Here is a 13,628-nt window from a genome sequence, read left to right on the forward strand (position 1 = left end):
ACATCGAAGACGAGGGCCCCGGGGTACTCCCGGGGCCCTCGTCTTCGTGCTCGCCTCAGATCCCGAGCCGGTCCAACAACCGCTCGTTGTACACGGCCGGCCCGCCGAACAGCAGCTGCGAAGACTTGGCCCGCCGGAAGTACAGATGCGCCGGATGCTCCCAGGTGAAGCCGATGCCGCCGTGGACCTGGATGTTCTCCATGGCCGCGAACATGTACGCCCGTGAGCAGCACGCGTGCGCCACGGCCGCGGCGACGGGGAACTCCGCGGAGCCCTCGTCGGCCAGGCGCGCCGCCTCCAGGGACGCGGCCTCGGCCAGTTCGACCTGGACGAGCATGTCCGCGCACTTGTGCTTGACCGCCTGGAAGGCACCGATCGGCCGGCCGAACTGGTGCCGGGTAAGGGCGTGTTCGGTGCTCATCTCCAGGCACCTGCGGGCCCCGCCCGACTGCTCGGCGGCGAGGGCGACCGACGCGACGTCCAGGACCTTGGCCATGGTGCGCCCGCCCGCCCCGTCCGAGCCGACGAGTGTCGCGGGCACCGCGTCGAACGTCAGCCGGGCCATCGCCCGGGTGGCGTCGAGCGTCTCCATAGGCTCTGCCGCCAGTCCCGAGGCTTCCCTCTCCACCGCGAAGAGCGAGGGACCGGCGACCGTGCGGGCGACGACAAGGACCAGGTCGGCGGTCGTACCGTCGATGACGAAGGACTTGCGGCCGGTCAGCTTCCAGCCGCCGTCCCCGTCCGGCACCGCGCGCGCGGAGATCAGGGCGGGGTCCCAGGATCCGCTGTCCTCCGTCACCGCGAGAGCGGCCGTCGTCCCGCCAGCCGCGATGCCGGGGAGGTGACGTGCGCAGGCCTCCCGGTCACCGGAGGCGAGCAGCGCCTGGGCCGCGAGCACGACCGTCGCGAAGAAGGGGGCGCACAGCAGGGCTCGGCCCATCTCCTCCAGTACGACGCCGAGTTCGACGAGGCCGAAGCCGTCACCGCCGTACTCCTCCGGGATCACCAGGCCCGGCAACCGCAGTTGGTCGGCCGCCTGCGCCCACACCGCCGGGTCGAAGCGCGGCTCGCTCTCCATGAGCTTGCGGACGGCCTCCTCGGGTGACTTGGCCTCCAGGAACTCCCGTACGGAGGCCCGCAGTTCGCGCAGTCCGGTGTCGTCGGCGGTCATGACCGCACCTCCTTGGGCAGTCCGAGGACGCGTTCCGCGAGGATGTTCTTCATGATCTCCTCGGTGCCGCCGAGGATGCGCAACGCCGGGGTGGCGAGGAGCAGTTCGGACCAGGCGTAGGTGCCCCACTGCCCGGTGTCGGCGATGATCCGGGGTCCGAGCACGTCGGACACGAAGTGTGCGGCGCGGGTGAGGTTCTGGCCGTACATCAGCTTCGAGACGGACCTCTCGGGACCCGGCGTGCCTCCGGCGCGCAGACCGCGCAGGGCACGGGAGTTGAGGTACTCCGTGGCCAGGGCGTCCGTGAGAAGTTCCGCGAGCCGGGCGCGCAGGGCACGGTCGTCCCAGGTCCAGGTGGCGCGCATCAGGGCCGAGAGGTGGTCCGGGGACAGCGCGGCGGCCACCGGTCCCGCACCCTCGCTGCCGACCGTCGCGCGCTCGTTCATCAGGGTGGTCAGGGCGACCGTCCAGCCGCCGTCGACCTCGCCGAGCCGGTGGTCGTCGGGGATGCGGACGTCGGTGAGGAAGACCTCGTTGAAGTCCGCGCCGCCGGTCATCTGCCGCAGCGGTCTGACCTCGACGCCGGGGACGTCCATGGGGACCAGGAAGGCCGTGATGCCTCGGTGTTTGGGCGCGTCCGGGTTCGTGCGGGTGAGGGCGAGCCCGATCTGGCTGTGCTGGGCGACCGAGGTCCACACCTTCTGGCCGTTCAGCACCCAACTGTCGCCCTCGCGCACCGCCTTGGTGGCCACGCTCGCCAGGTCGGATCCGGCGCCGGGTTCGCTGAACAACTGGCAGGCGACGGCGTCCCCGCGGTACATCGCGGGCAACCACCGCTCCTTGATGGGTGGTTGGGCGTGCGCGAGGATCGTCGGTCCGATCATGCCGAGGCCGATCACGCTCAGCACTCCGGTGTCGGCGACGTCGTACTCGGACTCGACGGCGTCGTAGACCAGGTCGTGGACGGGGGTCAGGCCCCGGCCGCCGTACTCCGTCGGGCCGGTGATCCAGCCGAAGCCGTTCTCGTGGCGGACGCGCTGCCAGTCGCGCGCCCGCTGGACGTGTTGCCGTTCCGCTTCGGGCGGGAGGCTGCTGAAGTAGGCCATCGAGTCGTCGCCCTCGCCCCAGACGGGGGCGGTGCGGTCGGGGGCCTTCGGCGCGTGGGCGTCGAGGAAGGCGCGTGCCTCGGCCGCGAAGTCCTGCATGTCGTCTGCCATGTCCGCTCCGCCCTCAGGTGCTCAGGATGGTGACCGCCGACACGCCAGGCGCGCCGTACAGGTGGGTGTAGCCGACGCGTGGGGTGCCGGGGATCTGCCGGTCTCCCGCCGCGCCGCGCAGTTGGAGGACGATCTCGTGGATCTGGCGCAGTCCTGACGCGCCGATCGGTTCGCCGTTGCCGAGGAGTCCGCCGTCGGTGTTGACCGGGAGTCTGCCGCCGATCTCGGTGGCGCCCTCGGCGATGAGGCGTTCCTGTTCGCCGTCCTTGCAGAGGCCGTTCTCGGCCATGTGGATGACCTCCGATCCGGCGTCGGTGTCCTGGAGTTGGGCGACGTCGACGTCCTCGGGTCCGATGCCCGCGCGTTCGTAGGCCTCCCGCGAGGCGTCCACGGTCGGGCTCGCGACGACCTCCCCGACCGGGAACGACGGGCTCTGCACCTCGAAGGCGCCGAGCCGGCGGCTGCGCAGGGCTGTCGACCGGATCCGTACGGGCTTCCCGGTGTACCTGTGGGCCTGGTCGGCCCGGCACAGCACGAGGGCCGCCGCACCTTCGTCCGGGCCGCAGTACATGTACTGGCGGAGGGGGTGGTTGAGCACGGGCGAGGCCAGAATCTCCGCCACGGACAAGGGAGTTCGGCGCCAGGCTTTCTCGTTCCGGGCCGCGTTGCCGAAGTTCTTGGCCGCGACGCGCGCGAGCGTCTCGTGGGAGATGCCGTGGTCGTGCATGTAGCGGTTGATCTTCATGCCGAAGAAGTGCGTGGTGAGGAAGAGGCCGGTCTGTCCGTACCAGGAAGGGATGCCGGCCACGGACGGGTCGGCGGCGAACGCCCCGCGCGGGTGCTTGTCCAGGCCGATCGCGATGGTCAGGTCGTGCTCGCCGGTCTCGATCGCGCGGGCGGCCAGCGCCACCGAAGTACCGGCCGTGGCGCAGCCGTTGAACACCCCGCGCAGCGGTACGCCGGTCAGGCCGAGCCGGGCGACGATGGCGTCCGGGTTGGCGACCTCGTAGCTGCCGATGTAACCGCCCTGGATCTGCGGCCAGTTGACGCCAGCGTCGGCGAGCGCGAGCCGTACCGCGTCCGCGCCCATGTCCAGTGCGGGCTTTCCGGGGAACCGGCCGAAGGGATGGAGCCCCACGCCGATGATGACGGCCTCGGTCACGGTGTCTCCTCCTCGGCCGGGGCGAACGCGAACGTCACGACCTCGGTTCCGTCGTCCTGCACGCGGTACGGCACGAGCGTCAGCCGCATGTCCTGCCCGATCCGCAGCTTGTCGGGGTCGGGTTCGGTCAGGCGGGCCTCGACCAGCAGTTCGCCGGGGAGTTCGATGTACCCGACCGCGTACGGCTCGAAGGCCTCGGGTCCGTCGTACGGCGGGGACGGCGGTCGGAAATCCTGGGTGGTGTACGTCCAGAGCGTCCCGCGCTCCGCCAGGAGCCGTTCCTTGGACTCCGTGCTCGCGCACCGCACGCAGTCCGAGGCGGCGGGGAAGCTCACCAGTCCGCAGGCCGTGCACTCGGAGCCGATGAGACGAAGGGGCGTGCTCTCGTCGGGCGGCCAGGTGAACAGGCCCTCGGCGACTGGTATTTGAGTGGTCGTCATGTCCTCATGCCCCATTCCTGTTGCCGAGCGCGTCGGCGTTCGGAGCAGCCTTGGCCACCAAGTTCGGGACGACGGAGGACAGTTCCTCCGGTGTCCAGCGCGACTCCGCACTCGCGCCGGGGCCGTTGACCCAGCCCTCCAGGACGGTGATGCGGTTGCCGACGACGCCGAAGACCCGGCCGGTGACCTCGCGCGAGGCGGCCGAGCCGAGCCACACCACCAGCGGGGAGATGGCCTCGGGGGTGAGGTCCTGGGCCTCGGCGGCCTGTCTCATCATCTCGATGTCCTCGGTCAGCCGGGTGAGCGCGGTGGGCGCGATGGCGTTCACCGTCACGCCGTAGCGGGCGAGTTCGGCGGCGGCGATGACGGTGAGGCTCGCGATGCCGGCCTTGGCCGAGCCGTAGTTCGACTGACCGGGGTTGCCGAAGATGCCGGACGGGGAGGTCGTGTTGATGACCCGGGCGTCGTTGCCGTGACCGGCCTTGGCACGCTCGCGCCAGTACGCGGCGGCGTGGTGCAGGGTGGCGAAGCTGCCCTTGAGGTGGACGGCGAGCACGCTGTCCCAGTCCCGCTCGGTCATCGACACGATCATCCGGTCCCGCAGGATGCCCGCGTTGTTGACCAGGACGTCCAGGCCACCGTAGGTGTCGACGGCCTGCCGGACGAGGCGGCCGGCGCCGTCCCAGGCGGAGATGTCGTCCGTGTTGGCCACCGCCTCGCCGCCGGCCGCGACGATCTCGTCGACCACGGTCTGGGCGGGTCCGGCGGAGGCGCCTCCGCCGTCGCGCGCGCCGCCGAGGTCGTTGACCACGACCTTCGCGCCGTGCGCGGCGAACGCCAGGGCGTGGGCCCGGCCGATCCCGTTGCCGGCGCCGGTGACGACCACGACCCGGCCGTCGACCACTCCTTCGGACATCCTCAACTCCTCGATGACGGTGACTGGTTGGTGGTCCCGGCGAAGAGGACCCGCGGATCCTCGCTGCCGCAGGCGCAGCGGCCGGTGAGCACGCGCCCGGCGATGCCGAGCGGGGTCTCGGGAAGCAGCGAGGTGCGCTCCTCCCCCGCCGCCACGGACAGCTGCCCGTCCCGCGCGCCGACCCGCCACTCGGCGGCGTTGACGTGCGCGCCGCCGCGCTCGGGGCATTCGAGCGCGAGGGCAGGTCCGACGGCCGCCATCAGGGCGGCGGACACGCCCACCCCGCGCAGTACGGGGACGGCGGCGGGCCGGGCCAGTACGACCGGCGTCGTCCGGAACATCTCACCGACGTCGGCCGCACCGGCCAGCCCCTCAAGGGTCTCGGCCGACAGGCCGATGACCGCGTGCGGGTCGAGTTCGCGGTGGAAGACCGCGGTCCTGCGGTGGTCCCAGCCCATCGCCTCGGCGATGCCGTACGTCACCTTCAGGGTGCGCAGGGCGCCGATCATCGCGTGCCCCCAGAAGCCCTCGAAGCCGGAGGTGGTCAGCAACGCCCGCTGTCCCGCGGCCAGTCCGTGGTCCCGGAGCCTGGCGGTGGCCCAGTCGGTGTCGCGGGCGAGTTCCGCCCAGGTCAGTTCCACGTCCCGGATGCCGTCGGCGGTGGGGAAGCGTACGAGGTAGGCGAGTTCGGGCCGGTCGAGGGTCCGGGCCCGGGCCAGGGTGTCGGCGCGGGTCATCAGCTCTTCACCACCCGGGGGAACTTGGCGACGCTGGTCATGGTCTTCAACAGGTCCTCCTCGGTGCGCATGTCGAGCACCGGCTTGACGCCGGTCCGCTCGCGCACGGCCTCGCCCAGGCGTCCGGCCAGGGCGTCGACGTCGTCGGTGAGCCGGGGGTCGTAGCCGACGCGCAGGCGCAGTTCGTCGACCTCGCGTCCGGCGCGGACGATCTGGAAGACGCCCGCCACGGTCTCGGGCTGGTCCTCGACCGCCTGCCAGATGTCCCGCAGGACCACGGAACGCCCCTGGACGAGGGTCTCGTCGCCGCGCCGGCCGGCCACCCACATCCGGGCGTGGGTGCGCCCGCAGCCGCAGCGGTCCCGGGACAGCCGGACGAGGTCCTCGCTGCGGTAACGGATCAGCGGCGCGGCCCGGTTGTCGAGGTCGGTGGCGACCAGTTCGCCGAGGTCTCCCTCCGCCGCGTCGCGCCAGCCGTGCTCGTCGACCTCGACGCACTCCGCGAAGACGGTGTCCTCCCAGAGGTGGAAGCCGTCGTGCTCGCGGCACTCCCAGGCGGTGCCGGTGTCGGCGGCGCTGGTGTACTCGTAGACGTCGATGCCCCAGTCCTCGCGGATCCGCTCGCGCATCTTCCGGCTGAGGGGCTGCCCGGCGCAGGAGGCGCCCTTGAGGGAGGAGAACGCCTCCTTGAGGTCCGTCCGGGCGGCCAGGTGCTCCAGCTCGACCATCTGCGGATACATCATCTGGAGGTAGGCCGGGCGGTAGGTGCGCAGGGCCTCGACGACCTCGTCCATCTTCCCGAGCCAGGTGTCCACCTCGATGACGACCGCGCCGAGCGCCTGGTAGCCGGGGTCCATGAGGTTGCGGAAGGTGCCGGGCGGGCTCAGCACCCGGTCCCCGGGCCTGAGGCCGAGTTCCCACAGGTCACGCACCTGCGCGGTGACCAAGGGCGGCGCTCCCTCCCAGATTTCGGCGAAGAACTCCGGGTCACCGGTGGTGCCCGAGCTGGAGGAGACGGAGGTCAGCTCCTCGGCCGGGACGCAGAGCAGCCCGCCGAAGGGGTCGCCGGTACGGGCCCGATGGGCGCGCACCATGTCCTTGGTGATGAACGGGATGCGGTCCCGGAAGTCGTCGAGGGTGCGGACGTCGCGCGGGTGCACCCCGTGCTCGTCCCAAAGTGCTTGATAGAAGGCGGAGTTCGCGTAGGCGTACTCGACGAGTTCCACCACCCGCTCTTCCTGCCGGGCCCGCAGCTGGTCCCGGGCCATGGTCTCCACCTGTGGCTCGAAGTACCTGTCAGCGGTGTCCCTGTCTCCGGCCATGGCGCCTCCTCGCGGCTCAGCTGCCCAGATCTTCCAGCTATCAGCGCAATCAGTCAACTAATTCGACTGAATCTCGGGGAACTCTCGCGCTCGCTCGATCTATATAGTTAACTATTAGCACTCATTAGACCCTCGGGAGGGCGATGTGAAGATCGTTGTCTGCGTGAAGCACGTGCCCGACGCCACGGCGGACCGCACCTTCACCGAGGACGGCACCACCGACCGCGGGTCGGTCGACTCGCTGCTGTCCGAACTCGACGAGTACGCCGTCGAACAGGCCCTGCGGATCGCCGAGTCGGGCCCGGACGTGGAGATCTGTTACCTCACCGTCGGCCCGGACGACGCAAAGGACGCCCTGCGCAAGGCGCTCGCGATGGGCGGCGACTCGGCGATCCACGTGAGCGACGAGGACATCGAGGGCAGCGACGTGTTCGGCACCTCGCTCGTGCTGGCCGGGGCGATCGAGCGCCACGGCTTCGACCTCGTCCTGTGCGGGATGGCCTCGACGGACGGCACCATGAGCGTCGTACCGGCGCTGCTGGCGGAACGGCTCGGGGTCCCCGCCGTCACCCATCTCGAAGAACTGGCGGTGGCGGACGGCACGGTGACCGGCCGCCGGGAGAGCGATTTCGCGTCGGTGCGGGTCCGGAGCGCGCTGCCGGCCGTGGTCTCGGTGACCGACCGTTCCGGTGACGCCCGTTACCCCTCCTTCAAGGGGATCATGGCCGCGAAGAAGAAGCCGGTGGAGACTCTCGGCCTCGCCGATCTCGGGATCGACCCCGGACAGGTCGGCCGTACGGCCGCGCGGTCGGCGGTGGACACCGCGACCAGGCGTCCGCCGCGCACCAAGGGAGAACTCGTCTCCGACGACGGGACGGGCGGCATCGGGCTGGCCGCGTTCCTCACCGCCAAGAAGTTCGCCTGACCAGCCCGTCCGTCTGACCGACAAGGCCGCCCGTCCAACACGTTCGCCTGAACGGCCCGTCCGTCTGACCGACAAGGTCGCCTGTCCGACGCGTTCGCCTGAACGGCAAGTGCACCTGCCCGACCCAAGGAGCCCAGCACCGTGGCCGAGATCCTCGTCCTCGTCGACCACCTGGACGGCACCGTCCGCAAGCCGACCCTCGAACTGCTCACCCTGGCACGCCGGTTGGGCGAGCCCTCCGCCGTCTTCCTCGGCCCGGGCGCGGACGCCGCGGCCGACACCCTCGGCCGGTTCGGCGCGCACAAGGTGTACGTCGTGGACGCACCCGAGGTCGGGGAACTCCTCGTCACTCCGGCCGTCGACGCCCTCACCCAGATCGCCGGCAGCACCGCCCCGGCGGCGATCCTGCTGCCCTCCGGCCCGGACACCAAGGAGACGGCCGCCCGGGTCGCGCTCCGCCTGGAGTCGGGGCTGATCACGGACGCGGTCGACATCACGGCGGGCGAGGACGGCCGCCCGGTCACCGAGCAGTCCGCGTTCGCGGCGACCCACCAGGTCACGGCGCACATCACGCGGGGCATCCCGGTGATCACGGTGAAGCCGAACGCCACGGCACCCGAACCGGCCCCCGTCACAGCCGAGTTGGAGAAGTGGGACGTCACCTTCGGCCCGGCCTCCGCCGCCGCGAAGGTCTTCTCCCACACACCCCGGGAACGTGGCGACCGCCCCGAACTGGCCGAGGCCGACATCGTCGTCTCCGGCGGCCGGGGCGTGAACGGCGCAGAGAACTTCGCCCTCATCGAACGCGTCGCCGACACCCTGGGCGCGGCGGTCGGAGCGTCCCGGGCCGCCGTAGACGCGGGCTGGTACCCGCACAGCCACCAGGTCGGCCAGACCGGCACCCAGGTCTCCCCGCAGCTCTACCTCGCCGCCGGAATCTCCGGAGCGATCCAGCACCGCGCGGGCATGCAGACGTCCAAGACCATCGTCGCCGTCAACAAGGACAAGGACGCCCCCATCTTCGAACTCGCCGACTACGGCGTCGTAGGAGATCTCTTCCAGGTGCTTCCGCAGCTGGTGGAGGAGATCGACCGGCGACGGAGCTGATCTCCACGCCCTCGCCGATCTCCACGCCCTCGCCGATCTCCACCCCTTCCCACCCTTCCGTCCGCCCGCCGATACGATTAAAATCGCTAACTGATTGCATCTATTGACCCGAAGGAGCGCCATGACGAAGATCTGGGTCAACTCCGGGGACTCCCACGTGATGGAACCCGACGACCTGTGGATCCAGGCGCTGCCGCCGCGCCTCGCCGACCGGGCGCCGCGCAGTGAGCGCGGTGACAAGTACGAGGTGCTGTACATCGACGGCGAGCGCATCGACCGCCAGCTCAACGACTTCATGGACGCCATGCGGCCACCGGGCGCCCGTGACCTCCAGGTCCGCCTGAAGGACCTGGACCAGGAGGGCGTGTGGGGTCAACTGGCCTTCCCCTCCATGGGGTTCTGGCTGGTGTCGATCACCGAGCGGGAACTCGCCCGCGAGACCGTACGAGCCTGGAACGACTGGGCGCACTCCGAGGTCCTCGGGAAGCAGAAGCGCATCATCACTCCCGCCTGCGTGTCGACGGCCAATGTCGAGGACGCGGTCGCCGAGGTCGAGCGCGTGGCGGAGATGGGCTTCCAGTCCGTCTTCCTGCCGTGCCAGACCCGGCCCGGCGAGGAGTACGCCCTCGACCGCTGGGAACCGCTGTGGACGGCGGCCGAGCGGGCCGGACTGACCCTGGGCTTCCACATCGGTACGGGCGGCGAGAACGTCGTCTTCCGCGGCCCAGGCGGCGCGGTCGTCAACTACATGGAGACGACGTATCCGGGCATGCGGGTCGTGTCCCACATGGTCGCGGGCGGCGCCCTGGACCGGCACCCCGACCTGAAGATCCTCATCGCGGAGGGCGGCGCGGGCTGGGTGCCGGCCATCGGCGACCGGATGGACGAGGCCTACCGTCAGCACGGCATGTTCGTCCGGCCGAAGCTCAGCCGGCTGCCCAGCGAGATCATCAGGCAGCAGGTGTACGCCTCCTTCCAGCACGACAAGAGCTCGGTGGAGATCGTCGAGTCGACGGGCTACCGCAACGTGATGTGGGGCGACGACTACCCCCACCTGGAAGGCACTTACGGCCACACCCAGTCCACCCTGCACGAGCTGTTCGACGGTGTGTCCGCGGACATCCGCGAGCGCGTCACCCGCGGCACCTTCGACGAGCTGTTCAGCCTGCCCGAGCAGACTCCCCAGGAGGCGGCCGTCTGAGCGGCGACACCCCGATGAGCGGTCCGAGCGGTCCGCCGTATCCCGAGGATCTGGAACGACCGGGCCTCGTGCGCACCGGCCGGTCGACCTTCGTCCGGCCGGTCCGGCCGGAGGACGCCGACCGCCTGGTCGCGTTCGTCGGCGGGCTGTCCCGGGCGACCCTGGCGTACCGGTCCCTCGGCCCGGTGGTGCGCGCCCGCGACGACGTCATCCGGCGCGGCGCGCACGTGGACTACCTCAACGAACTGGCGCTCGTCGCGCTGGCCGGCGACGAGATCGCGGGCCTGGTGCGCTACGTCCGCGACCCCGAGGAGCCGGAACACGCGGAGGTCACCTTCACCATCCGCGACGACCACCAGAGCGAGGGGTTCGGCAGGCTGCTCCTGGAGCACATCGCCGCCGCCGCGCGCACCCGGGGCATCCGGGTCCTGGAGGCCGACGTCCTCGCCGACAACACCCGCATGATCAACGTGTTCCTCGGCTCCGGCTTCCGGGTGGAATCCGGGCCGCCCGGCCAGATCGTCCACTTCGAGATCGCCGTCGACCCGCAGGCCCAGGCCGTCGCCCGCGCCGAGCGCCGCGAACACACGGCCGTACGACGTTCCCTGCGACCGCTGCTCGAACCCCGCTCGGTCGCGGTGATCGGCGCGAACCGCAGCCCGCTGACCATCGGCCACGAGATCGTCGCCAACCTGCTGCGGGGCGGTTTCCGCGGCAGCGTCTTCCCGGTCAATCCGCGGGCCGAGCAAGTCGCGGGGACACGGGCGTACCCGAACGTCCGGGAGCTTCCCGAGGTGCCCGACCTGGCGCTGGTCGCCGTACGGGCCGAGGCGGTGCCCGATGTCGTACGGGAGTGCGCGGAGGCCGGCGTCAAGGCGGTGGTCGTCGTCTCAACGGGCTTCGGGGAGACGGGAGTCGAGGGTCGGGCGACCGAGCTGGAGCTGGCCCGCTTCGCCCGCGCCTCCGGGATGCGGCTGGTGGGCCCGAACTGCATGGGCGTGGTCAACACGACGCCCGCTGCCCGGCTGGCCGCGACCTTCTCCCCCGCGCTGCCGACGCCGGGCCGGGTCGCCATGTCCAGTCAGTCCGGGCCGCTCGGGCTCGCGGTGCTCGACTTCGCCCGGCGGCTGCGGCTGGGCTTCTCCGGGTTCGTGTCGGTGGGCCACGCCGTGGACGTCTCCACCAACGACCTGCTCCAGTGGTGGGAGGAGGACCCCGAGACCTCGGTGGTCCTGCTGCACGTCGAGACCTTCGGCAATCCGCGTCGCTTCACCCGCATCGCGCGCCGGGTCGCGCCGCGCAAGCCGATCGTCGCGGTGCACCCGGGGCACGCGGACGCGGCGGTCGACTCGCTCTTCGCCCAGTCCGGTGTCATCCGCACCCGCAGCCTCCAGGAACTCTTCGACGTAGCACTCCTGTTGGCGCATCAGCCGCCCCCGCCGGGCAACCGGGTCGCCGTGATCACCAACGCGGGCGGTCCCGCCGCGCTGACCGTCGGCGCGTGCGAGGCAAGCGGCCTGCGGGTGCCCGAACTCGGCGAGCCCGTACGGCACTTCCTCCGTACGGCTCTCTCGCCCCGCGCGGACGTCACCAACCCGGTCGACCTCACGCCCACGGCCACCGCCGCGCACTACCGGCGGGCGCTGGACGCGGTACTGGCCGACGACGGCATCGACGCCGCCGTGGTCCTCTTCATGCCCCCGCTGGCGGACAAGCCCGACGAGGTGGCGGCGGCGATCCTCGACGCGGCCGAAGCCGCGCCCGGGAAGCCGGTGTTGGCGAGTTTCCTGGGCGGGGCGGGCGTCGCCGATCTCCTGCACCGGGGTGAACTCGTCGTCCCGACCTACGCGTTCCCCGAGTCCGCGGCGACCTCGCTCGGCCACGCGGCGGCGTACCAGACGTGGCGCAACACCCCTGCGGGTGTCATACCGGACCTCCCGGAGGTCGACACGGACCGGGCCCGCTCGCTGATCGCCGGGTGCGTTCCCGGAGCCGTACCGCCGCAGCTCGCCGCCGAGTTGCTGGACTCGTACGGCATCTCCGTACGGGACCCGCACGCGCCGGGCCCGGACGCGTTCCTCTCCGTGCGCGCGGACCCGGTCTTCGGCCCGGTGATCGCGTTCGGTCTCACCGGGGACTACGCCGACCTCATGGCCGACGTCGCCCACCGGATCACCCCGCTCAGCGACCGCGACGCCCGCGAGATGATCCGCTCGCTGCGGGCGGCCCCGCTGCTGGACGGCCGGGTGGGCGGCCCGGGGGTGGACCTGGCGGCCCTTGAGGAGACCGTCCTCCGTATCTCCGCGATGGTCGAGGACCTGCCCGAGATCGAGTCCATGGACCTGCGTCCGGTGCGGCTGCTGCCGCCCGGTGACGGCGTCGCCGTCACCCGCGTGACGATCCGACTCACCGACGACACAAGGAGAGGTGGCCCCTCATGAAGGTCGGCATCTACTTCGACATGCGCAACCCCCCGCCCTGGCAACGGAGTTGGTCACGCGCCTACGGATTCGCCCTGGAGATGTGCGAGGAGGCGGACCGGCTCGGCCTCGACTCGGTCTGGTTCTCCGAACACCACGGCTTCGAGGACGGATACCTTCCGCAGCCGCTCACCATGGCCGCCGCGGTCGCCGCCCGCACGAACAGAATCCGGCTGGGCACGGCAGTCATCCCCGCACCCCTGCACGCGGCCCCCGAACTCGCCGAACAGGCCGCGATCGTCGACATCATCAGCGACGGCCGCCTGGACCTCGGCCTCGGCACCGGCTACCGGGTACCCGAGTACCGGCTCTACGGCGCCGACCTCGCCAAGCGCTACTCCACGACGGACCAGCGGGTGCGGGAGATCCGCGCCCTGTGGTCGGAGTCCCTGGTCACCCCCGGCCCGGTCCAGGACCCGCTGCCCATCTGGCTCGGCTACCAGGGCCCGCAGGGCGCGCGCCGGGCCGGACGGCTGGGCACCGGGCTGCTGTCCCTCAACCCGGCGCTGCTCACGCCGTACCGGGAGGGGCTCGCCGAGGGCGGCCACGACGTGTCGACGGCCCGGATGCAGGGTTCGTTCACCACGTTCGTCACCGAGGACCCCGACGGCGACTGGCCGGTGGTGCGCAAGCACCTGGCGTACCAGTGGGACAGCTATCGCCGGTACATGGTCGAGGGGACCGACCAGCCCGCTCCCCGCCCCATCGATCCCGAGAAGTGGCGGGAGACGGGGCTGCGCGCGACGGGTGTCGGTCAGTTCCTCTACGGCACCCCGCAGGACACCGCCGAGGCCATCAAGGCGTACGTCGCCGGATTGCCGGTCGAAGGGGTGTTCCTGTGGGCCTCGCTGGCCGGGATGCCCGAGGAGATGGTCGCCCGGCAGGTCCAGTTGATCGCCGGGAAGCTGCGTCCGTTGCTTGCCGATGTCTGATCCGCATGTCTGATCCGA

At 71.3% G+C, this 13,628-nt stretch carries 12 protein-coding genes; 5 read left to right on the top strand and 7 right to left on the bottom strand.

Annotation, left to right across the window (positions count from 1 at the left end; translation table 11 throughout):
* Positions 1-55 precede the first annotated feature (55 nt).
* The 7 genes from R2B38_RS02160 to R2B38_RS02190 are packed head-to-tail and all read right to left on the bottom strand — an operon-like array spanning position 56 to position 6,965.
* A complete protein-coding gene (locus tag R2B38_RS02160) occupies positions 56-1,171 on the bottom strand; it encodes an acyl-CoA dehydrogenase family protein (protein ID WP_318014674.1) in 1,116 nt (371 codons plus the stop codon).
* Positions 1,168-2,388: an acyl-CoA dehydrogenase family protein gene (locus R2B38_RS02165; protein WP_318014675.1), complete on the bottom strand. Its 1,221-nt coding sequence runs from the start codon at positions 2,386-2,388 to the stop codon at positions 1,168-1,170. Before R2B38_RS02165 ends, R2B38_RS02160 begins: the two co-directional genes overlap by 4 nt.
* A 13-nt stretch (positions 2,389-2,401) precedes the next feature.
* Positions 2,402-3,550, bottom strand: coding sequence for a thiolase family protein (locus R2B38_RS02170; protein ID WP_318014676.1), 1,149 nt, complete (start codon positions 3,548-3,550; stop codon positions 2,402-2,404).
* Entirely contained in the window at positions 3,547-3,990 is a 444-nt protein-coding gene (locus R2B38_RS02175) for a Zn-ribbon domain-containing OB-fold protein (protein ID WP_318014677.1), read from the bottom strand. Before R2B38_RS02175 ends, R2B38_RS02170 begins: the two co-directional genes overlap by 4 nt.
* A gap of 4 nt (positions 3,991-3,994) precedes the next feature.
* Positions 3,995-4,906, bottom strand: coding sequence for an SDR family oxidoreductase (locus tag R2B38_RS02180; RefSeq protein WP_318014678.1), 912 nt, complete (start codon positions 4,904-4,906; stop codon positions 3,995-3,997).
* Between the two features lie 2 nt (positions 4,907-4,908).
* Positions 4,909-5,643, bottom strand: a complete 735-nt coding sequence (locus R2B38_RS02185) for a hypothetical protein (RefSeq protein WP_318014679.1) — start codon at positions 5,641-5,643, stop codon at positions 4,909-4,911.
* A complete protein-coding gene (locus R2B38_RS02190; protein ID WP_318014680.1) occupies positions 5,643-6,965 on the bottom strand; it encodes a phenylacetate--CoA ligase family protein in 1,323 nt (440 codons plus the stop codon). The genes R2B38_RS02185 and R2B38_RS02190 overlap by 1 nt, the downstream gene beginning before the upstream one ends.
* Positions 6,966-7,128: 163 nt before the next feature.
* Here R2B38_RS02190 and R2B38_RS02195 point away from each other — a divergent pair, with 163 nt between their 5' ends.
* From R2B38_RS02195 to R2B38_RS02215, 5 genes are all read left to right on the top strand, one after another.
* Positions 7,129-7,890 (top strand): electron transfer flavoprotein subunit beta/FixA family protein, encoded by a 762-nt coding sequence (locus tag R2B38_RS02195; RefSeq protein ID WP_318014681.1) that lies wholly within the window; start codon positions 7,129-7,131, stop codon positions 7,888-7,890.
* Positions 7,891-8,031: 141 nt separating this feature from the next.
* Positions 8,032-8,997: an electron transfer flavoprotein subunit alpha/FixB family protein gene (locus tag R2B38_RS02200; protein WP_318014682.1), complete on the top strand. Its 966-nt coding sequence runs from the start codon at positions 8,032-8,034 to the stop codon at positions 8,995-8,997.
* A gap of 121 nt (positions 8,998-9,118) precedes the next feature.
* Positions 9,119-10,198, top strand: a complete 1,080-nt coding sequence (locus tag R2B38_RS02205) for an amidohydrolase family protein (RefSeq protein WP_318014683.1) — start codon at positions 9,119-9,121, stop codon at positions 10,196-10,198.
* A 14-nt stretch (positions 10,199-10,212) separates the two neighbouring features.
* A complete protein-coding gene (locus tag R2B38_RS02210; protein ID WP_318014684.1) occupies positions 10,213-12,639 on the top strand; it encodes a GNAT family N-acetyltransferase in 2,427 nt (808 codons plus the stop codon).
* Positions 12,636-13,610: an LLM class flavin-dependent oxidoreductase gene (locus R2B38_RS02215; RefSeq protein ID WP_318014685.1), complete on the top strand. Its 975-nt coding sequence runs from the start codon at positions 12,636-12,638 to the stop codon at positions 13,608-13,610. Before R2B38_RS02210 ends, R2B38_RS02215 begins: the two co-directional genes overlap by 4 nt.
* The last annotated feature ends 18 nt before the right edge of the window (positions 13,611-13,628 follow it).

Origin of the sequence: Streptomyces sp. N50 (assembly GCF_033335955.1) — a bacterium.
GTDB lineage: Bacteria > Actinomycetota > Actinomycetes > Streptomycetales > Streptomycetaceae > Streptomyces.

Excerpts from the sequence above, each read along its gene's own strand:
- R2B38_RS02160 (WP_318014674.1), bottom strand. The coding sequence starts at position 1,171 with ATGACCGCCGACGACACCGGACTGCGCGAACTGCGGGCCTCCGTACGG.
- R2B38_RS02165 (WP_318014675.1), bottom strand. The coding sequence starts at position 2,388 with ATGGCAGACGACATGCAGGACTTCGCGGCCGAGGCACGCGCCTTCCTC.
- R2B38_RS02175 (WP_318014677.1), bottom strand. The coding sequence starts at position 3,990 with ATGACGACCACTCAAATACCAGTCGCCGAGGGCCTGTTCACCTGGCCG.
- R2B38_RS02180 (WP_318014678.1), bottom strand. The coding sequence starts at position 4,906 with ATGTCCGAAGGAGTGGTCGACGGCCGGGTCGTGGTCGTCACCGGCGCC.
- R2B38_RS02185 (WP_318014679.1), bottom strand. The coding sequence starts at position 5,643 with ATGACCCGCGCCGACACCCTGGCCCGGGCCCGGACCCTCGACCGGCCC.
- R2B38_RS02190 (WP_318014680.1), bottom strand. The coding sequence starts at position 6,965 with ATGGCCGGAGACAGGGACACCGCTGACAGGTACTTCGAGCCACAGGTG.
- R2B38_RS02205 (WP_318014683.1), top strand. The coding sequence starts at position 9,119 with ATGACGAAGATCTGGGTCAACTCCGGGGACTCCCACGTGATGGAACCC.
- R2B38_RS02210 (WP_318014684.1), top strand. The coding sequence starts at position 10,213 with ATGAGCGGTCCGAGCGGTCCGCCGTATCCCGAGGATCTGGAACGACCG.
- R2B38_RS02215 (WP_318014685.1), top strand. The coding sequence starts at position 12,636 with ATGAAGGTCGGCATCTACTTCGACATGCGCAACCCCCCGCCCTGGCAA.